Consider the following 22,354-nt stretch of genomic DNA (forward strand, 5'->3'; position numbering starts at 1 on the left):
AAAACGAGGTAAAAGTTGATTATTTAACGCCCCTTGATTGAAATCAACAGCTTACAGAGCACTTTTCTAGTATTCTGCTCACTCTAAGACTAAAGCAACATATTCGCTGTTATTCATAAAAGCGCCAGAGGCAATCGATAAGGACATCAGGGAAATGAGAATTAAAGTTTTTGCCACCGTATTAGGTTCGCTGCTAATCGCCCATGCACAAGCAGATTCTGTTGGTTTATATTTCGGCGGCCAATTTTGGCAGAGCAATGCAAGTGGCGCGCTTGGCGGGAAAAACACGCAAGTGGATTTCAATTTGGAAAACGAGCAGCAAACTAGTTTCTTTGTTGCAGTTGAGCATCCTCTGCCTTTTCTGCCTAACCTGCGTATTGCCCAAACATCATTAGACACCACAGGTAAGGCAACGTTAGTACAAGCGCTTAATTTCGGCGGCGACACTTTCCCTATTAGCAACCAAGTGAGTGCTGATGTTGATATGAGTTATACCGACTACACCTTGTATTACGAAATAATCGACAATCGTGCTATTTCGGTTGATTTAGGGCTAACCGCGCGGGACTTTAGCGGCGACATTGCCCTGACAGGTTCAACTGTACTTATCGAAGAATGTGAAATTATAGTGCCGGACACCTGTGTTGCCCCAACCGTAACAGGCTCCCGTATTCCCCAAGGTAAAATTAATATCGACGATATCGAACCTATGTTATACGCAGCGACAATGATTAGTTTGCCGCTAAGAGGTCTGCACTTCTTTGCTCAAGGTGATGTCTCTGTTACAGGTGATCATTCACTTGCAGATTATCAAGTTGGCCTACGTTACGACCTAATACAAAATATGGTCGTAGACTTAAATCTAACGCTAGGCTATCGGGCAGTGAATCTCGAATTCGAAGATTTAGATGGTTTATATAGTGACCTTAAATTTAAAGGTGCTTTTGCAGGAATGGTTGTTCATTTTTAGCCTTTTTAAAGGTTATAAACCAAATTAACCTATTGAAGGCACCAATAATGAGGAGCAATCCTCACTTTTCTTTGCCCATTGCCCCCTTTAGTTTGTAGCTCCACATTGATAAAAAATAATGCTTAATAATTACACCTTTAGCTATTTCATTAGCCATAAAAAAACCGCTCAGTTGAGCGGTTTTTAGTAAGCTTTATTTAAACTAGCTAATAGCTAATTTAAATTATTCGCCTTTAGCTGCAGCGATTTGCGCTTCAACTTCTGCTGCGAAATCTTCTTCTTTCTTCTCGATACCTTCACCTACTTCTAGGCGAACGAATGCAGAAACTGAAGTTGCTTTTTCTTTAAGAACCTGACCAACAGTGCTCTTTGGTTCCATGATGAAAGCTTGACCCGTTAAAGAAATTTCACCAGTGAATTTCTTCATGCGGCCAGTAACCATTTTCTCAGCGATTTCAGCAGGCTTGCCTTCGTTCATCGCGATGTCGATTTGGATAGCTTTTTCTTTTTCTACTACGTCAGCTGGTACATCTTCAGGGTTGATGAACTCAGGCTTAGACGCAGCAACGTGCATTGCCATGTGCTTAAGTGTTTCAGCGTCACCTTCACCAGCAACAACAACACCAATTTTTGCACCGTGCTTGTAAGAAGCTAGGTTAGCACCTTCAACGTATGCTACGCGACGTACGTTGATGTTTTCACCGATTTTAGCAACTAGTGCAACACGCTCTTCTTCGAACTTAGCTTGTAAGTCTTCGATAGATAATTTTTCAGCGGCAGCAGCGTCAGCAACTTTGTTAGCAAAGTTTAAGAAGTTTTCGTCTTTTGCAACGAAGTCAGTTTGACAGTTAACTTCTACTAATGCGCCGTCTTTAATGATGATTTGGCCTTCAGCAGCGATGTTACCCGCTTTTTTAGCAGCTTTTGCTTGACCAGACTTACGCATGTTTTCGATCGCAAGTTCCATATCACCGTCAGTTTCCTGAAGGGCTTTTTTACAATCCATCATGCCTGCGCCAGTACGGTCGCGTAATTCTTTAACTAATGCAGCAGTAATTGCCATGAGTTAATTCCTCAATATATAAAAATCTAGAGTCTGCAATGCCAAGTATGGAGGCCTGACATTGCAGATAAATTAAAGAGTGTTAGTAAAAGCGATTATTCCGCTTCAACGAAACCGTCTTTTTCAGCAGCAACAGCGATGTTTTGCTCACGACCTTCAACAACAGCGTTAGCTACTGCATCTGTGTATAGAGAGATCGCACGGATCGCATCGTCGTTACCAGGCACGATGTAATCAACACCGTCTGGGTTTGAGTTAGTATCAACTACAGCTACTACTGGAATACCTAGGTTGTTTGCTTCTTTAACAGCAATGTGCTCGTGATCAGCGTCGATGATGAATAAAGCATCAGGTAAACCACCCATGTTTTTAATACCACCAAGGCTCTTCTCAAGCTTTTCCATTTCACGAGTACGCATTAACGCTTCTTTCTTAGTTAAAGCGTCGAATGTACCGTCAGTGCTTTGAGCTTCTAGGTCTTTTAAACGTTTGATTGATTGACGAACTGTTTTCCAGTTAGTCAACATACCACCTAACCAACGGTGATCAACGTAGAATTGGTCAGCTTTGATTGCTGCTTCACGAACGGCTTCGCTAGCTGCACGCTTAGTACCAACGAATAAGATTTTACCTTTCTTAGCAGAGATGCCAGATAAGAAAGCTAAAGCGTCGTTGAACATTGGAACAGTTTGTTCTAGGTTGATGATATGAACTTTGTCGCGCGCACCGAAAATGAATGGCTTCATTTTAGGGTTCCAGTAACGAGTTTTGTGACCGAAGTGAACACCTGCTTTAAGCATGTCGCGCATAGAAACGTTTGGCATAATTTTTCCTCTTGGGGTTAAGCGTCCATACATCCGATATACACGACTCATAGCAGCGTTCAATGACGCTTGGAGCACCCCGGGTATACCTCTGCAAGATGTATGTGAGTTTATAAAAATGTGTTGCTCATCAAGAGATAACACGACTTAAGTTAATAATGCTATGACTTACCGCTACTACTGACCGGCAACTGTTATTGAATAAGTTACCCACCAAACGATAAATTTAGCGGCGCGTATTATTCCACAACACTTGATTAAACACCAGCAAAACCCACTAACAAATTGTAGAATTTATCGCCACCCTATCGGCTTGCCGTTTTTGATAAAAAAGAACTGTTGATCACAGGCAAGAGAGCGCCAATACAGATTGAAAATAGTGGTAAAAGCGCGCGTTAGCATCGCCCTCTTTTTTCACCAAATAACTAAGGGGTAAGGTAACTAAAACGCTGTTGCGCTTGATAAACCCTGTTTGAAACTGATTAACGATAGTAATCGCCACCGACAACAGCTAAAATTAGGCCATTAATTACCTCAATAGAAATAGAGATTTACGCCAATGGCCACTGAGCTATTTTTTATTTACGACAGCCACTGCCCGTGGAGCTATGCCACCACCAATTTAGTAAGCGCTGTTGCCGAGAAGTTGCCGAAAATTAAAATTCACTTCTTGCACAGTGGTTTATATGACGGTGAAGATAAGATCACTCGTAAAATCACCAATCAGGTGACTGAGCTAAGTAACATTAAATTTGGCGAACAATACTTAGCCAAGTTGAGCGAAACAAAAGACAGCACCTTAGGCGCAAACCTGATGGCTTGGTCGCAAGCAAAATGTCCGGAAAAGTCACTAGCGATTTTAAAAGCAATGCAACAAGTACATTTCCAAGAAGGTAACCCATTAACCAACGCTGATGATGTTGCTGATATTGTCGAACGACTAAAACTATCGCCATCAAGCAAATGCTTGCAGTCAGACAAGTTTGTAAAAGATGCAGAGTTTATGCTGGCTGATATCGAAGAAATTCAAGATATTATTGGCACTCGTGCAATCCCTGCACTTTTGCTGGCGCATAATGATGAATTAGTATTGCTTAATCACAACCTTTATCTGTTAGAGCCATCAGCCATTGTTGATGCGATTAATCAAGAAATACGTTAGCTTTTAGTTGGGCTAGCACAGCTAGCGCCAGATTATCAATAAGCTATCAAGCGCCAAGTGTTTTACCCCGCACTTGGCGTTTTTTTTGGCTGTTATCCAGCGCTCCTTTCTCAACTTCTCGTCCTTTATCACCTCCTTATTAACAACCGAATCTAAAGAATTTATCCGCGCGTTGAATTGGCATTATTGTCTAGTCGCAAAAACGAATGGTAAAACCCATAGCAACTTATACCAATTGAATAAATTAGTTGATCAATTATGGCGTAGGAAAAAGGTACATAAACAAGGCGTTATTTTTTGTTAACTAGTAGTTCTAATTTCAAAAATAACAACGCAGTTAATGAGCATTTTAACCAGCCAGAATGATCAAGTATTTATTGAAATTGGTATTAATACGTTTAGTGATTTGATAACCAAAACCAATCATTGGGAAAGCCCTTAAAAACATGTAGAATGTGGGCAATTTTATTTGAGAAAATATAGAGATTTAGATGACGATCCCGATTAAAAGTCAGGAAGAAATTGAAAAAATGCGCGTGGCAGGCAAGCTTGCCGCGGACGTATTGGAAATGATTGAGCCACATGTCAAAGCTAGCATCACCACAGACGAGCTCAATACCATTTGCGCGGAATACACAGAGAAAGTGCAAGAAGCTATTTCTGCACCGCTTAACTACCACGGTTTTCCAAAGTCAATTTGTACATCAGTCAACCACGTTGTATGTCACGGTATTCCTGACGGCACAGCATTAAAAGACGGTGATATTATCAATATTGATATCACGGTGATCAAAGACGGTTATCACGGCGATACCAGCAAGATGTTTTTAATTGGTGACGTTTCGCCAGAAGATCGCCGTTTATGTCGCATCACGCAAGAAGCGCTATACACAGGTTTGAAAAAAGTGAAGCCAGGTGTTGCGTTTGGTGAGATTGGTGCAGCAATACAGAAATTTATCAAAAAGTCTGGCCGATTCGGTATTGTCAAAGAGTATTGTGGTCATGGCATTGGCGCGCAGTTCCACGAAGAACCACAAATTGTGCACTACAAGAACAACGATAAAACTAAAATCCAAGAGGGTATGTGTTTTACCGTTGAGCCAATGATCAACATGGGCAAGGCGGGCACTATCTTAGATAAAGAAGATAACTGGACGGTGTACACGGTTGACGGTAAAAAATCAGCTCAGTGGGAACACACAATCCTAGTGACCAAAAACGGTTGTGAAATTTTAACTTTGCGCAGTGACGATACCATTCCGCGCCAGTTAAACAACTAATTCAGCAGACGATTAACTAGACGTTCAACAAGACAAACTAAAAAGCATTACTGTGGAAAATAACAACTTCATACCCAGTCATTTTCAAGAGCCGCTGTGTGTTACCGCACCGACAATGACCAGTGCCGAAGTCTGCGCATTAAGCAAAGACTTCAATCAGTGGCTGCTCTCCATTTTTATCGAAGAAGACATGGAAAACTTGGTACGTGCTCGTGCCCTGTTTGTTGATTTGGTGCTCACGAAATTGTGGGTGCAACATCAGCTTGACGAATATCAACTGAGCCTTATCGCTGTAGGCGGTTATGGCCGTGGTGAGCTGCACCCGCATTCCGACGTTGATATTTTGCTACTCACCCAGCAAAGCATTGAAAAGGATCTCGAAGAAAAAATTGGTGCCTTTATTACCCAACTCTGGGACGTAAAGTTTGATATTGGCCACAGTGTACGTGACGTACAAGAATGTTTAAAACAAGCGGTTAATGACGTTACCATTGCCACCAACTTGATGGAAATGCGGTTGATTTGTGGTAATCAGGCACTGGCTGAGCAATTGCAACCACTGCTACAAGAAGATGTATTCTGGACGTCAGAAAAATTCTTTATCGCCAAGCGTGAAGAGCAATTTAAACGTCACAATCAATACCACGGCGCTTCCTATACACTTGAACCTAACTTAAAGGCCAACCCAGGCGGTTTGCGTGATATCCAAACCATTGCATGGGTCGCTAAACGCCATTTTATGGCGAACTCGCTGGTTGAACTGGTTGAACACAAATACTTAACCTTGAACGAGTATACCGAGCTTGTTGAGTGTCAAGATTACTTGTGGCGTATGCGCTTCGCCCTACATCATGTTGCTGGGCGCAGTGAAAACCGTTTGTTATTTGATTACCAAGCCGATGTCGCGAAAATGATGGGCTTTGGCAGTGCAGGTAAGAAGTCGGTTGAACGTATGATGAAGCGATTTTTCCGCATTATTGGCCGCGTTGCTGAACTCAATAAAATGCTACTTCAGCATTTTGAAGAAGAAATTTTAGTGAACAAAACTGAGCCAGCAGTAGTTGAACTCAACAAAGACTTTATTGTTGTTGGTGGCCTAATTAAAGTCACCAATAATCGCTTGTTTATGCGCCCAGTTAAAATTATGGAAATGTTTTTAACTATCGCGCAGAACCCCGTGATTAAAGGCTTGCATTCAGAAACGTTGCGAACTTTACGCAATGCTCGCCGCCGCCTAGTTTCGCGTTTAAATGATTACGAAGAAAACCGCCGAATTTTCATTGAAATTATCAAGCACCCTCGTGGCTTGGGCTTGGCCTTTAGCCTAATGCACAGACACAGTATTTTGGGCGCTTACCTGCCAGAGTGGCGCTCGATTGTTGGCCAAATGCAGTTTGACTTATTCCATGCTTACTCGGTAGACGAGCATAGCTATCGCTTAATTAAAAACCTGTATCGCTTTAGCCAACCAGAGCATAACCATGAATTTCCGCGTTGTAGCAAAATTGTGCAACGTATTCGCAAGCCGGAAGTTTTATATTTAGCGGGTATTTTCCACGACATCGCTAAAGGCCGTGGTGGCGACCATGCAGAGCTTGGCGCAGTAGATGCGCTTAATTTTGCCAAAGAGCACAAACTTAACGATCACGATGGCCGTATGATCGCGTGGCTAGTTCAGCAGCATTTATTAATGTCGGTAACCGCCCAGCGCCGTGATATTTCAGACCCTGATGTGATTAAGCAATTTGGTGAAATTGTTCGCGATGAAGCGCACTTAGATTACTTGTATTGTTTAACCGTTGCCGATATGCGCGCGACTAACGAAAGTTTATGGAATAGCTGGAAAGCTAACTTATTAGAAGAGCTTTATCTCGCCACTAAACGCGCTTTCAGACGAGGCCTTGAGAAACCTGTTGATTTGGCTGACCAAATTCGAGAAAACGAACAACAAGCACAGGAATTATTGGTTGCAGAAGGTATCGCTGAAGATGCGATTAGCGAACTATGGCAGGAGTTTAACTCTGATTACTTCCTTCGCTATTCACCTACGCAAATAGCTTGGCACACGCAACATATTCTGGGCCATAATCGCAATGAGCCACTAGTGATAGTAAGCCCAAAACCTTATCGCGGTGGTACGGAAGTCTTTGTCTTCACCAAAGAGCGCTCAAATATTTTCGCCAATACCGTCGCCCTGCTCGGTAGCAAAAAACTGTCGATTCATGACGCGAAAATTATTACCAGCAATACAGGTTACACGGTTAATACGTTCGTGGTATTGGATCATCAATCAAAGGCCATTACTGACGAACCTCGTCAGCTTGAAATAGCACGTTTGCTTGCCTCGCGCTTAAGCCAAGAAACACTAGCAACGATCGAAGTTCAGCCGGTATCTAAACGTTTGCAAACGTTTAACTTAAAAACACAAGTAGGCTTCATCCAAACAGAAGATGACAGCACCACCTTGTTGGAAATTATCACCACTGACCGACCTGGCTTACTAGCCAGCTTCGCACAGGTGTTTGCCGACTTAAAGCTAAACATTCATAGCGCCAAAATCACCACATTTGGCGAGCGTGCTGAAGACGTATTTACCGTCTCAAATGCAGACTACCAAGCATTAACGACAACAGAACAACAACTTTTAAACGAACGTCTTTGTGACAATATCGTTTAACAAACGAAGGATTTAACATGCAAAATCAAGAGATTACAGACTTGCAAGCAACGATTGAACAAGCGTTTGAAAATCGTATGTCTATTACGCCTGCAACGGTAACCGATGAGGTAAAAACAGCGGTATTAGACGCACTTGCTGCGCTAAACAATGGCTCAGCCCGAGTGGCTGAAAAAGTCGCTGGCGAATGGGTTGTTCATCAATGGCTAAAAAAAGCTGTACTGCTTAGCTTCCGCATTTGGGACAATGAAATTATTGACGGCGCAGAGAGCAAATTCTTCGATAAAGTGCCATTAAAATACAGTGACTACACACAAGCAATGTTTGAAGCTGATGGCGTACGCGTTGTACCACCAGCAACCGTGCGTACTGGTAGCTACGTGGGTAAAAACGTGGTGATGATGCCAAGCTACGTTAACATTGGTGCCTTTGTTGATGAAGGCACTATGGTTGATACCTGGGCCACTGTAGGCTCATGTGCACAAATTGGTAAGAATGTTCACCTTTCTGGCGGTGTTGGCATTGGTGGCGTATTAGAGCCACTGCAAGCAGGTCCAACGATTATTGAAGATAACTGCTTTATTGGCGCACGCTCTGAAATTGTTGAAGGCGTTGTTGTAGAAGAAGGGGCAGTGATTTCGATGGGTGTTTACATCGGCCAAAGTACGCGCATTTATGATCGCGAAACAGGTGAAACACACTATGGCCGAGTGCCTGCCGGCTCTGTGGTAGTGCCAGGCAACTTGCCATCGAAATGCGGTACTTACAGTCTTTACGCTGCGATTATCGTGAAAAAAGTGGATGCAAAAACACGTGCTAAAGTAGGTATTAACGCCCTGCTTCGTTCAGTCTCTGATGAGTAATAGTGACGAATAAAAGTGATGATTAATAGAAACGAATAAGAGTTTTAATAGTCGACTAGGTTAAGCTCTAGAAATGAGTTTAACCTGACTAAAATACCAAGCGCTAGATTTTTGACAGTAAAAATCTAGCGCTTTTTTTATCACTAAAAACGCTCGTTCTACGAAAATCCCGTACTAAAAAAATAAATTTTAAATGCATTAATTTTAATCACTTAGCCTGAATAACTAAGTGTCAAAAATGCATTGGTATAACGCTTGCTGAGACTGGTATTAGAAACACAACAGTCATTATCAGTAGTTGCCATGAAAGTTATTAGCCAGTTAGTTACCTTAGCCTTTGTTTTAGTATTGAGCGCCTGCTCAAATACCGAGAATGTTGCATACCAAGAATACAAAAAGCCATTAACTAATGATACTGAACTGCTCATTAGTTTATTAAAGCGTCCTACCACGGCGGATCAAATTATGATGGCACAGTTTGAGCAAAAGCGTAACGAGACGCTTGGCCTACAAAATGTCGGTTATGTGATGATTACGGGTGAGCGTGATAACAAAGCGCCAGCAACTGCCCGACCTAAACATCGCCTTGATTGGTTATACGACCACTACAGTCGCCAATACAACACTCAGTTTGTGAGCTTAACCGGTGACGCTAATACTGCCAAAAGCACTAAACTATAACGCTCTTGATACGTATGGCTAACATGGCTGTGCATCTACTAATGTCAGGCAACCAAAGCTTACACCTTGATATCTTGCCAGCCTAGCTTTTCAAATACTGATAACCACTGCTGATCAAACGTCGCTTCTATCACCAGCGGCTTTTTTGTCACAGGGTGTTCAAACGCTAGCTTTTGAGCAAACAACATCAAACGGCGGTAACCAAACTCCTCAGCGAAAAACGGATTTTGTTTGTTGTCACCATAGTTAACATCACCAATGATAGGGAAACGTAGATGCGCTAAATGCCGGCGAATTTGATGACGACGGCCCGTTTCAGGGCTGGCTTTCACCAACGAATAACGCACGGTATCATAGCGCCCTAATGGCTTATTGATAGCACCTTGGGCTATGGTCGTAAATTGCGTTATAGCAGCTTGCGCTGGCTTATCTTCACTCGCGTATTTGTCGCCAATTTTATCCAGCTTTTCTTTCAGAGGATAATCAACGCGTACCTCTTCCGCCAGAAAACCGCGCACTAAGGCATAATAGGTCTTCTCAATATCACGCGTAATAAATTTATCGTTTAGCGCCCTTGCCACTTCTTGGTCAAGCGCAAACAAAAGCACGCCGCTGGTTGGCTTGTCGAGTCGATGAATGGGGTAAACGTATTGGCCTATTTGGTCACGCAGTAACTGCAAAGCAAAATAGCGCTCATGCCTGTCTAAAAAGCTGCGATGGACAAATAAACCTGCCGGTTTGTCTATCGCGACCAAGTATTCATCTTGATAAAGAATCGTTAGTATTGGCTTTTGCTCATCAGACGCCTCTGCCTCTGCAAATTCCGGCTGATTGACGCTATCGATTACTGACTTACTCATTGCGTAAAAACTTTTGTTGTTGACGCTGACCACTTAGCAATTCATCAATATCGCCAATAATATTAATTAAATCCGCCGCCTTATCTGATAAGCCAATAAACGCCTCTTCCGCCATCGGGCATAAGGCTATCTGTGTCGGCAGTGGCTGTTGGTTTTTAATGAGCTGGTACATTTGTGGTAGGAAGATATATTGCAACCACTGCTCAAATCGCAAGGTATCGACACAAAACGGTGCTGTGCTCATTAACTTTTCAGGGTTAGGTTTAACTAAACTCCAAAGGGTTAAGCGACGCAACTCTTGCTCTAGTTGATAAAGTAACTCGTCGATACTGTGTTTTTGCGGATTCATTGGTAGGCAATCTGATTTTGACCATAGTTTTATCGGCGCATTATCGCCAGATACCCAAACCACTTCAAGCTGCAAGTATCAGTGCGTTAGTTATAGTACTCAGTAGAGTTAAGATTTGGCTTATTCCAATGAATAGTGATTAAAGTTGGTTTAAAAACAATTTATGCTACGTTGTTGATTTTGATAAGGGATAGCCATTATTAAAAACCAACGCCTTGCCTAAATCGCTTTTAATTCCAACTGAAACTCGCATATTAAAGCGGCTTGGGTATAATTCGCCTCAAATTCGACTACTTTTTCAATTATGGATCGCATCGATACTATCTCAGAGCTGTTGCAATTTTCTGGCTCACAATTCCGCATTTACGATATCGGCCGTAAAATTACTAAAATCAGTAAAGATGACTTTAACCGCGTCGAACAAAATATGATGCCCTACCCTTATCCAAGCCAAGGGCATGCCTATATCGCGATAGCATTTTGGCAAGCAAAGTCGAAAGCACCTTATTTATGGTTTATCAAATTACCGCTAGATGAACGCGGTCTGTTAAACCAAGGCTCACGTAATCACTTTATTGCCATCATTATCGAAGCACTAGGTCAAGACTTAACCGTTGATCCAACAGAAACACAAGAAGAGTTGCTTAATAGCAATCCATACCATATCACCCCAGCCGAATATAAATTGGCCGCGATAAATACGTTAGTTAGAAAAGAGTTAAAACAGCCTGCAAGCATTCACTTCGAGCACTTTCAAGAATACGTTAGTGGTCAGCTTACTTGGGATGAATGGCAATCTATTGGTATCCAAGGGATCAGCGATTTGGCGGCGGAAATTAATCAGCCAAGTATTAACGAAGCGGTGGCAAAAAACCTTGCTAACTTTGACGCTAACGTATTAATTCCGTTTTGTCATGCGCTGGAAAATCAACAACTGCCACTGAATGTGCTTGAAGCCTTGATTGCATTGATTAAAGTAACAGACGACAGTGAAATCAAAGCACAATTAATCAGAGCACTAGCAAGCACTGCTGAGCATCCACATGTTATCGCTTTAATTGGTGAGTTGTTGGCTGAGCCGCAAGCGGATGATATTTATATCACACTAGCAGGTCGTTGTTGGTTAGGCCTAAACGCAACAACGCTTGAGCAGCTATTATCACAATTAGCAGCCAAGTCAGATCTCGCGTTATTTACTGCGATTTTTAAAGACCTAGTTGCAATTCCTGCGTTGCGACCTCATGTCTTTGCTGTAATGCGCAGCGAAACTCGCAGTGACCCACTGGCAAAAGCCATTGGTCAACTATTTGGCTAACGCGAGCAACAACATCAACACCAAGAAGTAACTGAGAAACATATGGGCGATATTTATTTACTGTTGGGGATTTTCTTAATCGGTTGGTATTTTTGGTATTTACGAAAAGTTGCCGAAATCGCAAAGGTTCACGCCAAACGCCACTGCGAACAGCAGGGTTTACAGCTAATTTCTGTGTTCCGCAAAAGCGCAATGCCACGCTTTAACAAGCGACAAGGCTTTTATATTCGCAGTCTGTTTGATTTTGAGTTTAGTGGTGATGGTGAATCCAGTGCCACTGGCACAATGGAGCTATACGGCTTAAAACTGAATGACGTTAATATGCCCGCATACCGGATATAATCAACCAATTAGCGCTTAGAACTCTCTTCTTTAGCAGCATTAATAAAGCGAAAATCAGCATAGGCCGATTTTCGCTTTTTTGTTTCTACGTTTTACTTTTTGCTTTAGACAATAAACCCTATTTTAAGCTGATGGTGGTATGTACCTCAGAGCCATCTTGATGGTCTGGTTCAAACCAACGTGCGGTGACTGATTTGGTTTGCGTCCAAAAACTAATCACTTGCTTGCCGTTCGGACCTAAATCACCCAACTTTGAACCACGTGAACCAGTAAAGCTAAAATAAGCAACTGGTACTGGAATGGGTACGTTAATTCCCACTTGGCCTACATCTATCTCATTTTCAAACTTGCGAGCATACCAACCGCTTGAGGTAAAAATAGAGGTGCCATTACCGTTCGGGTTAGCATTGATAATAGCGATAGCATCATCAAGGGTTTCCGCTTCCAACACACAAAGTGCTGGGCCGAAAATTTCCTGAGTATAGATATCCATATCCGTGGTCACTTTCGAAAACATGGTCGGGCCCACAAAGTTACCTTGTTCATAGCCTTCAACCACACAATTGCGGCCATCAACAAGCAATTCAGCCCCTTGCTCAACACCTGAGTCGAGCAACCGTAAAATACGTGCTTTCGCTTGTGGCGATACCACTGGGCCTAAATCAGCATCGCGCTGTGAGCCTGGCCCTACTTTTAAGGCTTTGGCTCGCTGTGCTATTTCAGGTAACCAACTTCTGGCCTCTCCTACTAAAATCGTGACAGGGTTTGCCATACAGCGCTGCCCTGCTGCGCCAAAAGCTGAGCCTAATAAATCGTTAATCGCTCGGTCTTTATTGGCATCAGGCATGATCACCATATGATTTTTGGCGCCCATCATCGCCTGAGCGCGTTTACCATGCTGGCTTGCATGGTTATAAACATGAGTACCAACATGGGTTGAACCAATAAAAGATACCGCTTTAACGTCTTGATGTTCACACAATGCATCCACTACCTCTGGGCCTCCATGTACAACATTAATCACGCCAGCAGGAATACCGGCTTCTAGTGCCAATTCAACAAAGCGGATCGTTGATGATGGGTCTTGCTCAGATGGTTTAAGCACAAAGGTATTGCCACACGCAACGGCTGGCGGGAACATAAACGCAGGTAGCATTACTGGGAAGTTAAACGCAGTAATACCAACACCAACACCTAGTGGCTTATTCAGTGTGTACGTATCCACGCCAGTGGCCGAATTGTTGGCCATTTCGCCAAGCTGTAATCGGGTGATAGCACAAGCATTTTCAACTGCTTCCAGCGCCCTGCCGACTTCACCTTCGGCATCTGGTAAGGTTTTACCATGCTCTAAGGTGATCAGCTCGGCAATTTCGCTGGTGTGGTCGCGCACTAGTTCTTGAAAGCGCACCATAATGCGCATGCGATTAGTTAATGACACTTGCGACCATGTCTTAAATGCTTGTTTAGCACTAGCAACCGCTGCGGCAACCTCTTGTGGTGTCGCCATTGGCACTTGTGCTACCACCTCTTGAGTGGCTGGATTTAGCACATCTAACCAAGTATCCGTTGCAGATTGCACTTTTTCGCCGCCAATAATTAGCGGAATTTTTCGGATCGTCATAACTTGTCTCTAGGCTTAACTTAATATGAGGTCATAGCGCTACGGTAACGCTTAGTGCTGCTGCCAACAACAAGTATAAACGCAAGATACCTTGCGTATTTGCAAGCATGCTATTTTCGCTTTTATAATGCCTTAATTATTGTGCCCAAGAGCGCTATCAATGGCAGAGCAGATGAACTGGGAAGATTTACGGATATTTTTAGAAGTTTCACGCGCTGAAAAGCTATCAGTCGCGGCGCGCCGGTTGGGGATCGACGCATCAACCGTTTCTCGGCGTTTGCACCAACTAGAAACCAGCTTGTCAGCACAGCTATTTGAGCGAACAAGCAATGGCCATGTATTAACGCCTGACGGCAAATTATTGGTGGCTAGAGCGAGCAAAATGGAGCAAGATGCAACATTAGCCTTTGAACAAATTGCCCTTCACAATACCAGTGAACACGGCACGGTGCGCATCGGCGCAACAGAAGCATTTGGCAATCATTTTATCGCCCCAAATTTAACTGGCTTACAAACCAATCATCCAAAAATAGAAGTAGAGCTGTTGCAGTTCGCCCGCGATGTCAAAATCAGTCGCAATGAGGCAGACATCGCTATTATGGTTGAACGCCCGAAAAGTACCTCGATGATCATCACTAAACTTACCGATTATCAGCTACAAATTTATGGTAGTCGTAAAAATCAACATCATTACCAACACTTAGCCTTATCACAATTACCTAGCCAGCCATGGGTGAGTTATGTTGATAACTTATTATTTACCGAGCAGCTTAGCTACTTAGATGAAGTCGCTGAAAATATAAAACCAGTATTTCGCAGCACCAGTATTATCAGCCAATACAGCGTAATAAAATCAGGTTTAGGGATAGGTATTCTACCATGCTTTTTAGCGGAGCAAGATGCTGAGCTTGTAAAGCTTGTCGCCGATGAAGTTACCATTACCCGTAGCTTATGGTTAGTTACTCACCCTGAGCTTAAACGCCTAGAACGCGTTGCCATTGTCTGGGAATACTTAAAAACACTTACCAAAGAAAAACAGCATTTGCTGCGTCCTCAGGCTAAATAAACCTTGGAAAGCTTAATAAGTGAAGGCATCAAAGAAGGTACATTAACCTAACTGAAATACGCTTACCGGCTCATCAAAAGCATCAGCAACCAAATCGGCATCTGCTTTATTAAAACCCAATTTGCGTAAAAGTTGCTGTGAGGCGTCATTATCGACACTAGTTACCGCCAGTACAGGGCGAATATCAGAAAAGTGCGCAAGCACTCCTTCGGCCGCTTCAAACGTATAACCTTTTCGGTAATACTGCGGTAGCAAAGCATAACCGATATCTGGGTATGGCATGTTATCTCGTTGCAATAAGCCACAAAGGCCAATGACCTTTGGTTGCGCGTCAGTTTGTGATAAAGAGTTAAGGTCTGGTGACAACTCCATTGCCAACATACTAAAGCCATGAGTTTCTTGGCAAAGCATTGGCCCCTGCTCTAGATAGGCAATAGCATCTGCTTGAGTGCGAATACCTTTATCGGCGACATTGCGGATAAAATCTGGCTGGCTAAAAATATCAATCACAAATTGCCAGTCATCTAATATCAGTGGTCTGAGTGTTAACCTTTGGGTTGTGATCATCTCTAGATAATTCCCTATACCTTAATTGTTTCTTCTTAGTTGCTTCTTCTTAATTAATTATGTCTTTCTATTTATTATCTTTATATTCAGTGCCTTAATTAGGCTGAGGTTTACTATTGTTAATAAACACTTGATAACGTTCTAGCGCATCAGCTCGCCCTAGATTTGGCTGGCAAACACTTTTCTGATATTGGAAGTTAAACAAATCAAACCACAATGACAAATGCTCACTTGCTTGATCATCACCATTTAATGCAAGTAGCTGAGCAGCCACTTGCGCTGTCGAAAACTGATTCTCTACCTCAGCTTCACGAATATAATTAGCCGATAGATTTTCTGCTTGATTACTTTCATTTTTCAGCAAGTCAGCGCCCGCACTAACACTGACAACGGGGAAGTTATCTAAATAGGGGCTTTTACGAAACATTTTTTTCGCTTCACGCCAGCTACCATCCAATAACACAAATAGTGGTGTTTTCTGCTTTCCTACTTTTTGTTCGTTAATGCCTTCGCCAGCGACTTTAGGAACTTGATTCAGATAAACCTGTCTAGGCACAACCGCATATTGCTCAGGAAAAATAACATAAGGTTGATAACGAGGATCTGTGAGTAAAGCTAGCAACTGGGTATTGGGCTCAGTACGTGACCAAATAAACGCCGATGTATTGGGTACCACATCAGCAATTAAACGCGCAGTATTACTCGGTTTAAGCACTTCAGCATCATGCATGATAATTGCGAAATGTGCACTAGCGAGAGAGGGCTGGCGCAAATGGCAAATACAATTATCGCTAGCTAGCTGACAATACTCGCAGCGCACCACTTTTTTGCCACGCGCATTAAATGGTTTAGTGCTAATACCTTTGCGGTAGCGATATAATTGTTGCACTGAGTGGTTCATAGTTGATATTTACTGTATGGCTTGCGAGGGTACATTGGTTTGAGTCTTACTTTGCATTAGTGAGAAAGCGCATTAAAATTGCCAAATGTTACCGCCAAGCTAAGTAATTCAGCACTATTCTACTGCGAACAAGGTAAAACGTGAAGTTTACGCACTACGACTTAGGAATTCTAATAAAAAATCAGGTTGTTGAAGTATCGTTGTCTGGCAACGCCGCCAACGTTTACTTGATGGAATCAAGGCACTTCCAAGAATATAAAAAAGCGCGTAAACGCTTTGGGATTGGCGGTCTGATGATGCACACACCCGTTCGACTTATTGTGCCACACTCAGGCCATTGGCTAGTGACATTGGATTTCGGTGGTTTTATTGGCAAGGTAGACAGTAACGTTAAAGTTTACCCCGCCAATACCAGTATTGAACTTTAATTTTAATTGGCTTTCTATCTAACCTGCCCTTGCACAACAGCTGGGCTTAAATTCTTTGGCAAAGAACAAGATAGATAGAGAGCAAGGTAGACAATGAGTAAGATAGACAAAAGTTCGAGAAGGCAGGCTAACGGCCCAACTAAATTTTGTTGTTATGATGAGCCGATACTTCTAACAAATCAAAATCAGCAAGTTCACTAATCTCATCACGCATCCGCTCTTCTAACTCATCAATAACAACAATTGATTGACACAAAGCATCTGCTTTGGCTTCCAGCAACTCAGCACGGGCTTCCATTTGTTGTTCGATATCGGTGCCAAAATTTTCCATTCGAGTCTCTAAAGCTTCCATATCACCGCCAGCAAACAACATTTCCTGTCCTACGGCGATAAGCAAAGAACCAATCGAGTCTTGAATAGCGCTTTCGATGGTGTCTTCAACACGCTCTTCAAAATCTTCCCCTAAGAAGTCTTCGCCAATAGCACCATTTTCATCAAAGCGAATGCCAGACTCCAATGAAAGGCGAGTATCCAATTCACTGCCCAGCTTGTTTAATTCTTGTGTAAGGTTATTGGCGAGGTTATTGCCCTCGCCTAGCAATCCATTAAACGCTAAATTAACGCCTTCTGTAGCCAATGCAATTCCCTCAATTGCGATACCTTTAACCTCTGGTACCACTGCGCGAATGCTGTCAGCGTAATCTGCGACCAAAGCTTCTTGATGAGCTGCTAAAGAAACTTCTTCACCGTTCACTAAAAGAGTATTTTCTCCAACAATTTTATATAACACTTTGTCATTTTTTGTGAACTCTATGACCTCATGGTTGATATACATGCCGGTTTCTAGGTTGACATCACATGCATCGCTATTAATGTCGTGAGCCGATGATGTTGCAGAAATTAGGGTTGCTGAAATTAGGGTAACACTGGCCGCCGTTAATTTTTTCATTATTCTATCCTTAACCTTAAGTTCGTTGCATTGCTATTGACCTATAAGCAAATGCTGTTCAATAAGTCGTTATCAGCAACTTTCGTTTCAATTCCAATGCCATATATTTTTACCTTTTAAAACAAAATCTTAACTTAAGCCCATCAGAGTCAAAAAATTATATTTCCAATATATTGGCTATATTTCCTAAGTTTTAGTTATTTTAAAAAGTAAAAGTAGAAATGAGGTCAATAATAGTCATTAGCAAGCACGTGCGTATGTGATAACGTGAATCTTTGACTTATAGCAGTAGGTATATGCTATGCACTTGGCTTACTGAGAGGCTAAAGAAAGTGTTAGCGACTAAATGAAAACAATGACGCAACCAATAGATTATTCAAAAAAACCTAATGGCACAGGTATAACACGTATTTTCAAAGCAACTTACTGCTCTTACAAAGGTTTCAAGGCAGCACTATTGCATGAAGCGGCTTTTCGCCAAGAGTTAGTAATATGTCTAATCCTCACCCCAGTCGCATTTTTCTTAGCGGCTTCAAGCTCACAATTATTAATACTATTGATAACCTTAGCATTTGTACTGTTTGCTGAACTTATTAACTCGGCACTAGAAGCTTTAGCCGATAAAATCAGCACAGATCATGACGAGCTTATTGGTAGAGCAAAAGACTTAGGCTCGGCTGGTGTCACGGTTGCCTTTGGTATGTTGATTTTATGCTGGGGTTATATTGCTTATGAGCGATTTTTCGCATAAGAGAATACAGGTTAAGTGACGTGCACTCTTCAAGCTAACAGCTAACACCACAATGCTGATATAAGACTTGAGAGCTGTGAAGGTGAAGCCGCTCTCATCAGTTAATGAGCGTCTACAGAAAGGTTGCGCATCCACTTCTTTGACCATGTGCGCCAACCAAACAAAATAAGCTTTGCAACTTCTTCGCTGTAGGCGACTAAGGCTACCCAAATAAGTGGCAGGTTCCAAACCGTCGCCGCAATATAGGTCAGCGGAATACTTACCGCCCACATGCCAAATATATCAGTTATCATGCAAAACTTATTATCTCCGCCAGCACGAATAACGCCGAGTGCCAACGTCATGTTACATACTTTTAGCCATGCTCCCAGTGCAATTAGCGTAAATACTTGGTGAGCTGTTGCTAGTGTTTGTGCTGACATATTCTCATACGGGCTGAAGATAATTCCTTCGAGCAATAACGCCAAACCACCTAAACCAATTGCGACAACTGGACAAAGTACAAAGAAGGATTTAGCGACCTGCCAGGCTTGCTCAAAGGCATCAGCCCCAAGCTTTTGACCCACCATAATCGAGCAAGCAGAAGCTAAACCAAAAAATATGGATAAAAATATTCCTTCAATTGGTGAAAGCAAACTCATCACCGCAAGGGCTTCTGTACCTAATTGCCCGTAGATAAGTTGATACATGAATGTACCGATAGACCAGATGCCAAAACTCATCATCATTGGCCAAACTAACTGAAATAGATGCCACCAAGCACGCCGATTCGCCAACAGGCTAAGGTCGCCACTTTTTGGCGCTAATAAATGGCGATGTTTGATTAAAAATTGCCAAATAATCGCTAAGTGCAGTGCTCTCGATATTAATGTTGCCCAGGCAGCCCCTTCTACTCCAAGTGCAGGTATTCCAAAGCCGCCATTGATAAGCCAATAATTAAGGATGATATTGATCACTATAGCGACACAACTAAATGCTAAGGGCAGTTTGACCTGACCAATGCTGCGCAGTGCGTTTTCTACAATCAATATTAGGCCAACAAAGATCAAACTCGGCATGGTAATCCAAAGGTAAACCTCACCAAGCGCAATAACCTCTGAGTCAGATGAAGCCCAGCCGATGACGAGATCAGCAGTATAAAAGTTAACAATGGCTATCGGGGTAAATGCTAACAGTGCAAAAACAGACGCTATCTGAATGCTACGGCGAATTCTGTCACTTTTACCAGCCCCGAAGTATTGCGCCGCTAAAACACCCACGCCCCATGAAAGGCCTGTCGCAATAACCAAAACTACAAACTGAATACGATTACCTAAACCCACAGAAGCCACTGCTGCATTGCCAAGGTGACCAACCATCACAACATCAATCATACCGAGTAGTGTGACTAACATATTTTGCAGAGAAATCGGCCAAGCAAGTTTGATCGTTTGCCGTAATTGCGAAGAAGAGGTCATTTATAGAAAGGAAAATATATATAGAAAGCAACAAGCTGATATTCTAGTGATATTTAACGTATATTGCTCGTTGAATACGTATTAATATTCACTTTATTATTTACAAAATTTAGCTAAAACAAGCTAAACATTATTAACTTCAACAAGGACAACACATGCCGATCACCGGAAAGTTATTTCCTACCCTATTAAATACTAAAAAATCTGCACGAATCATCGCGTACTCTGCGCTAATAGCATCGGCGTTTAGTAGTCTAGCGGCTTCAGCTAGCGATCCGAAAGATGGCAAACTAGCGCAAGCACATCCTCCGTTTGTGATGCCAGCACCTTTAGTATCTATTGCTTCACACGATGCTTTTTTTGATCGAATAAAAGCGTTTTGTGGCCAAGCATTTACAGGCAAGGTGTCACTTGATACGGGTGGTGACGATAGCTTCAACGATAAGCAGCTGATAATGCATGTTAGAAAATGCGATGAGCGAGAGCTACAAATCCCTTTTCACATTGGCAAAAATGCATCACGTACTTGGATTATCACCAAAACAGGCTCTGGATTGTCACTTAAACACGATCATCGCCATCGCGATGGCAGCCATGATGTGCAGACCATGTATGGCGGTCACACGCTTGACGCTGGGTGGCCAGAAGTACAGTCATTTCCAGCAGATCAATACTCAAAAGAGCTTTTTGTAAAGCAAGGCATACCGCAATCAGCAGACAATACGTGGCAAATGTTTATTTACCCTAATCGTTTCAGCTATAGGATGGTTAGACAGGGTAGAGAGTTTCGCGTTGATTTCGACTTAACGAAGCCAATCACTCCACCTAAAGCCCCGTGGGGATATCAAGATTAGCACTCTGTTTATCTGGGCCTAACGCTAAGCGAGCAAATAAAATTCAGATACCCGAGCACCTGATTTATTTTCACGCTTCATTTGGTTGCATAGTGCTCGCTGTCACTAAATTTTTGACATAAAAAAATGCGACTCATAGAGTCGCATTTCTTTATCTAGCTTTGTTGCGCATCCTGCGCACAATTAGTGTTTCCCGCTTCATCCTTAAAGAAACTGTCCTTAGTATATCCTAACGATCCCTTCGCTGTCCTACCGCCTAATCCTAAAGCGACTACATTTCCTAATGTAACACACACCTTGTGTTTAAAGCTTACCTGCTTATCTTCCTTAACTTAGCTTTCCTTTGCTAATTCACATCCTTGTTCTATCATCCTATGCAATATCCTATTGCATGACCTAATCCTAAGGCCTCCCTTGACAGGAATTCATTTCCTGTGTCGTCCTGACAGTTGTAATATTACGTTATCAGCGATTATAAACTAGCAAGTATGATAAAAACTTTTTCATGGGCTGAAGTGCAATTTTCACACAAAAACAGTAACAAACTGTATTTAAAGGTTTTTTATTCATGCACTTTCCTTTTTTCGCGAACAACTTACTCAATATCCTACGCCTATGTGCGACATATCTTACATTTACATTTCCATAAATGACATTACACCTTGTTAACACATTCACATAACTTGGTTTACTTTTGTACAAATGCATTACACCTATGCTTGAACTTAAATGAGAAGAACAAAAATGTCTCATGTGCTTTCTATATCGCAATAAAAAACGGCCACCTATTGGTAGCCGTTCAATCAATGACTTAAGCTAATAAGGCTTAAGTTAGCAAATAAAATAAGCGAGCTGTTATTTCATCTGACGAGTATGGCTGTTAATTAGCCACCACATTTACCTTCGCCACACTTACCTTTTGCTTTTTTCTTGCCTTCACCACATTTGCCTTCGCCGCATTTGCCTTTGGCTTTACCTTCACCACACTTGCCTTCACCGCATTTGCCTTTGGCTTTACCTTCGCCACATTTGCCTTCGCCGCACTTACCTTTGGCTTTACCTTCGCCACATTTGCCTTCGCCGCACTTACCTTTGGCTTTACCTTCACCACACTTGCCTTCACCACACTTGTCGCCACCAGCAGCAACAGACACAGAAACTACGTCTTCAACAGCAAACGGGTTAACATCAGCCTTCGCAGGCGCAGAAACTAAAAGGCCTAAAGAAAATAAGCCCATTACAGCAGCCAGAGTTGATTTCTTGATTAAATTCATCATGTTTTCCTTTGTTATAAAAAATATAGCTAACTTATACTGTTATAAGTGTTTTTATCTAGACCTCTAAGATAGCATATTTATTTCAAATTTATTCTCT

General features: G+C 42.3%; 22 protein-coding genes. 12 read left to right on the forward strand and 10 right to left on the reverse strand.

The genetic code is table 11. The features are described from left to right. Positions 1-154 precede the first annotated feature (154 nt). On the forward strand, positions 155-970 hold the full coding sequence (locus DXX92_RS12815; protein WP_116000800.1) for a TIGR04219 family outer membrane beta-barrel protein: 816 nt from the start codon (positions 155-157) through the stop codon (positions 968-970). Between the two features lie 223 nt (positions 971-1,193). Here DXX92_RS12815 and tsf read toward each other — a convergent pair whose 3' ends face one another. Beyond that, positions 1,194-2,033: a translation elongation factor Ts gene (gene tsf / locus DXX92_RS12820; protein ID WP_116000801.1), complete on the reverse strand. Its 840-nt coding sequence runs from the start codon at positions 2,031-2,033 to the stop codon at positions 1,194-1,196. Positions 2,034-2,128: 95 nt separating this feature from the next. Continuing rightward, positions 2,129-2,857, reverse strand: coding sequence for a 30S ribosomal protein S2 (rpsB, locus tag DXX92_RS12825; RefSeq protein WP_116000803.1), 729 nt, complete (start codon positions 2,855-2,857; stop codon positions 2,129-2,131). 559 nt (positions 2,858-3,416) lie between these two features. Between rpsB and DXX92_RS12830 the strand changes: the two genes are divergently transcribed. From DXX92_RS12830 to DXX92_RS12850, 5 genes are all read left to right on the forward strand, one after another. Continuing rightward, a complete protein-coding gene (locus DXX92_RS12830; protein ID WP_116000804.1) occupies positions 3,417-4,019 on the forward strand; it encodes a hypothetical protein in 603 nt (200 codons plus the stop codon). Positions 4,020-4,510: 491 nt separating this feature from the next. After that, entirely contained in the window at positions 4,511-5,299 is a 789-nt protein-coding gene (map, locus tag DXX92_RS12835; protein WP_116000805.1) for a type I methionyl aminopeptidase, read from the forward strand. Positions 5,300-5,351: 52 nt separating this feature from the next. Further along, complete coding sequence (gene glnD, locus DXX92_RS12840; RefSeq protein ID WP_245961476.1) at positions 5,352-7,976, forward strand: [protein-PII] uridylyltransferase; 2,625 nt, start codon at positions 5,352-5,354, stop codon at positions 7,974-7,976. Between the two features lie 17 nt (positions 7,977-7,993). Further along, on the forward strand, positions 7,994-8,839 hold the full coding sequence (dapD, locus tag DXX92_RS12845) for a 2,3,4,5-tetrahydropyridine-2,6-dicarboxylate N-succinyltransferase (protein ID WP_428977340.1): 846 nt from the start codon (positions 7,994-7,996) through the stop codon (positions 8,837-8,839). A gap of 303 nt (positions 8,840-9,142) precedes the next feature. Next, positions 9,143-9,520: a hypothetical protein gene (locus tag DXX92_RS12850; protein ID WP_147301961.1), complete on the forward strand. Its 378-nt coding sequence runs from the start codon at positions 9,143-9,145 to the stop codon at positions 9,518-9,520. A 59-nt stretch (positions 9,521-9,579) separates the two neighbouring features. On the opposite strand, the gene truC is transcribed toward DXX92_RS12850, so the two are convergent. After that, positions 9,580-10,305: a tRNA pseudouridine(65) synthase TruC gene (gene truC / locus DXX92_RS12855; RefSeq protein ID WP_245961554.1), complete on the reverse strand. Its 726-nt coding sequence runs from the start codon at positions 10,303-10,305 to the stop codon at positions 9,580-9,582. 67 nt (positions 10,306-10,372) lie between these two features. After that, positions 10,373-10,804, reverse strand: coding sequence for a YqcC family protein (locus DXX92_RS12860; protein ID WP_245961477.1), 432 nt, complete (start codon positions 10,802-10,804; stop codon positions 10,373-10,375). A 229-nt stretch (positions 10,805-11,033) separates the two neighbouring features. On the opposite strand from DXX92_RS12860, the gene DXX92_RS12865 reads away from it, so the two are divergent. Together DXX92_RS12865 and DXX92_RS12870 are read left to right on the forward strand one after the other, a co-directional pair. Then, entirely contained in the window at positions 11,034-12,044 is a 1,011-nt protein-coding gene (locus tag DXX92_RS12865; RefSeq protein ID WP_116000809.1) for a DUF3549 family protein, read from the forward strand. Between the two features lie 42 nt (positions 12,045-12,086). Beyond that, positions 12,087-12,386, forward strand: coding sequence for a DUF3301 domain-containing protein (locus DXX92_RS12870; protein ID WP_116000810.1), 300 nt, complete (start codon positions 12,087-12,089; stop codon positions 12,384-12,386). Between the two features lie 118 nt (positions 12,387-12,504). On the opposite strand, the gene DXX92_RS12875 is transcribed toward DXX92_RS12870, so the two are convergent. Beyond that, positions 12,505-14,007, reverse strand: coding sequence for a CoA-acylating methylmalonate-semialdehyde dehydrogenase (locus tag DXX92_RS12875; RefSeq protein WP_116000811.1), 1,503 nt, complete (start codon positions 14,005-14,007; stop codon positions 12,505-12,507). 160 nt (positions 14,008-14,167) lie between these two features. Between DXX92_RS12875 and DXX92_RS12880 the strand changes: the two genes are divergently transcribed. Further along, complete coding sequence (locus DXX92_RS12880; RefSeq protein ID WP_116000812.1) at positions 14,168-15,073, forward strand: LysR family transcriptional regulator; 906 nt, start codon at positions 14,168-14,170, stop codon at positions 15,071-15,073. A gap of 42 nt (positions 15,074-15,115) precedes the next feature. Here the strand turns inward: DXX92_RS12880 and DXX92_RS12885 are convergent, their stop codons facing one another. Together DXX92_RS12885 and DXX92_RS12890 are read right to left on the reverse strand one after the other, a co-directional pair. Further along, positions 15,116-15,640 (reverse strand): GNAT family N-acetyltransferase, encoded by a 525-nt coding sequence (locus DXX92_RS12885; RefSeq protein WP_116000813.1) that lies wholly within the window; start codon positions 15,638-15,640, stop codon positions 15,116-15,118. A gap of 94 nt (positions 15,641-15,734) precedes the next feature. Continuing rightward, positions 15,735-16,541 (reverse strand): tRNA-uridine aminocarboxypropyltransferase, encoded by an 807-nt coding sequence (locus DXX92_RS12890; RefSeq protein ID WP_116000814.1) that lies wholly within the window; start codon positions 16,539-16,541, stop codon positions 15,735-15,737. A 140-nt stretch (positions 16,542-16,681) separates the two neighbouring features. Here DXX92_RS12890 and DXX92_RS12895 point away from each other — a divergent pair, with 140 nt between their 5' ends. Continuing rightward, entirely contained in the window at positions 16,682-16,969 is a 288-nt protein-coding gene (locus DXX92_RS12895; RefSeq protein WP_116000815.1) for a DUF1883 domain-containing protein, read from the forward strand. A gap of 139 nt (positions 16,970-17,108) precedes the next feature. On the opposite strand, the gene DXX92_RS12900 is transcribed toward DXX92_RS12895, so the two are convergent. Then, a complete protein-coding gene (locus DXX92_RS12900) occupies positions 17,109-17,918 on the reverse strand; it encodes a DUF2884 family protein (protein WP_116000816.1) in 810 nt (269 codons plus the stop codon). Positions 17,919-18,264: 346 nt separating this feature from the next. Here DXX92_RS12900 and DXX92_RS12905 point away from each other — a divergent pair, with 346 nt between their 5' ends. After that, positions 18,265-18,669: a diacylglycerol kinase gene (locus tag DXX92_RS12905; protein ID WP_245961478.1), complete on the forward strand. Its 405-nt coding sequence runs from the start codon at positions 18,265-18,267 to the stop codon at positions 18,667-18,669. Positions 18,670-18,770: 101 nt separating this feature from the next. Here DXX92_RS12905 and DXX92_RS12910 read toward each other — a convergent pair whose 3' ends face one another. Next, positions 18,771-20,126: an MATE family efflux transporter gene (locus DXX92_RS12910; RefSeq protein ID WP_116000817.1), complete on the reverse strand. Its 1,356-nt coding sequence runs from the start codon at positions 20,124-20,126 to the stop codon at positions 18,771-18,773. Between the two features lie 317 nt (positions 20,127-20,443). Between DXX92_RS12910 and DXX92_RS12915 the strand changes: the two genes are divergently transcribed. Next, positions 20,444-20,980, forward strand: a complete 537-nt coding sequence (locus DXX92_RS12915) for a hypothetical protein (RefSeq protein ID WP_116002425.1) — start codon at positions 20,444-20,446, stop codon at positions 20,978-20,980. An 884-nt stretch (positions 20,981-21,864) separates the two neighbouring features. On the opposite strand, the gene DXX92_RS12920 is transcribed toward DXX92_RS12915, so the two are convergent. After that, a complete protein-coding gene (locus DXX92_RS12920; RefSeq protein ID WP_220347657.1) occupies positions 21,865-22,257 on the reverse strand; it encodes an HvfA family oxazolone/thioamide-modified RiPP metallophore in 393 nt (130 codons plus the stop codon). Positions 22,258-22,354: the final 97 nt, after the last annotated feature.

It is taken from the genome of Thalassotalea euphylliae, from assembly GCF_003390395.1.
Taxonomy (GTDB): Bacteria; Pseudomonadota; Gammaproteobacteria; order Enterobacterales; family Alteromonadaceae; genus Thalassotalea_F; species Thalassotalea_F euphylliae_C.

Excerpts from the sequence above, each read along its gene's own strand:
- rpsB (WP_116000803.1), bottom strand. The coding sequence starts at position 2,857 with ATGCCAAACGTTTCTATGCGCGACATGCTTAAAGCAGGTGTTCACTTC.
- DXX92_RS12910 (WP_116000817.1), bottom strand. The coding sequence starts at position 20,126 with ATGACCTCTTCTTCGCAATTACGGCAAACGATCAAACTTGCTTGGCCG.
- map (WP_116000805.1), top strand. The coding sequence starts at position 4,511 with ATGACGATCCCGATTAAAAGTCAGGAAGAAATTGAAAAAATGCGCGTG.
- DXX92_RS12885 (WP_116000813.1), bottom strand. The coding sequence starts at position 15,640 with ATGATCACAACCCAAAGGTTAACACTCAGACCACTGATATTAGATGAC.
- tsf (WP_116000801.1), bottom strand. The coding sequence starts at position 2,033 with ATGGCAATTACTGCTGCATTAGTTAAAGAATTACGCGACCGTACTGGC.
- dapD (WP_428977340.1), top strand. The coding sequence starts at position 7,994 with ATGCAAAATCAAGAGATTACAGACTTGCAAGCAACGATTGAACAAGCG.
- DXX92_RS12830 (WP_116000804.1), top strand. The coding sequence starts at position 3,417 with ATGGCCACTGAGCTATTTTTTATTTACGACAGCCACTGCCCGTGGAGC.
- DXX92_RS12875 (WP_116000811.1), bottom strand. The coding sequence starts at position 14,007 with ATGACGATCCGAAAAATTCCGCTAATTATTGGCGGCGAAAAAGTGCAA.
- DXX92_RS12915 (WP_116002425.1), top strand. The coding sequence starts at position 20,444 with ATGCCAGCACCTTTAGTATCTATTGCTTCACACGATGCTTTTTTTGAT.
- DXX92_RS12920 (WP_220347657.1), bottom strand. The coding sequence starts at position 22,257 with ATGATGAATTTAATCAAGAAATCAACTCTGGCTGCTGTAATGGGCTTA.
- DXX92_RS12865 (WP_116000809.1), top strand. The coding sequence starts at position 11,034 with ATGGATCGCATCGATACTATCTCAGAGCTGTTGCAATTTTCTGGCTCA.
- DXX92_RS12850 (WP_147301961.1), top strand. The coding sequence starts at position 9,143 with ATGAAAGTTATTAGCCAGTTAGTTACCTTAGCCTTTGTTTTAGTATTG.
- DXX92_RS12880 (WP_116000812.1), top strand. The coding sequence starts at position 14,168 with ATGGCAGAGCAGATGAACTGGGAAGATTTACGGATATTTTTAGAAGTT.
- DXX92_RS12890 (WP_116000814.1), bottom strand. The coding sequence starts at position 16,541 with ATGAACCACTCAGTGCAACAATTATATCGCTACCGCAAAGGTATTAGC.
- DXX92_RS12905 (WP_245961478.1), top strand. The coding sequence starts at position 18,265 with ATGAAAACAATGACGCAACCAATAGATTATTCAAAAAAACCTAATGGC.
- DXX92_RS12870 (WP_116000810.1), top strand. The coding sequence starts at position 12,087 with ATGGGCGATATTTATTTACTGTTGGGGATTTTCTTAATCGGTTGGTAT.
- DXX92_RS12900 (WP_116000816.1), bottom strand. The coding sequence starts at position 17,918 with ATGAAAAAATTAACGGCGGCCAGTGTTACCCTAATTTCAGCAACCCTA.
- DXX92_RS12815 (WP_116000800.1), top strand. The coding sequence starts at position 155 with ATGAGAATTAAAGTTTTTGCCACCGTATTAGGTTCGCTGCTAATCGCC.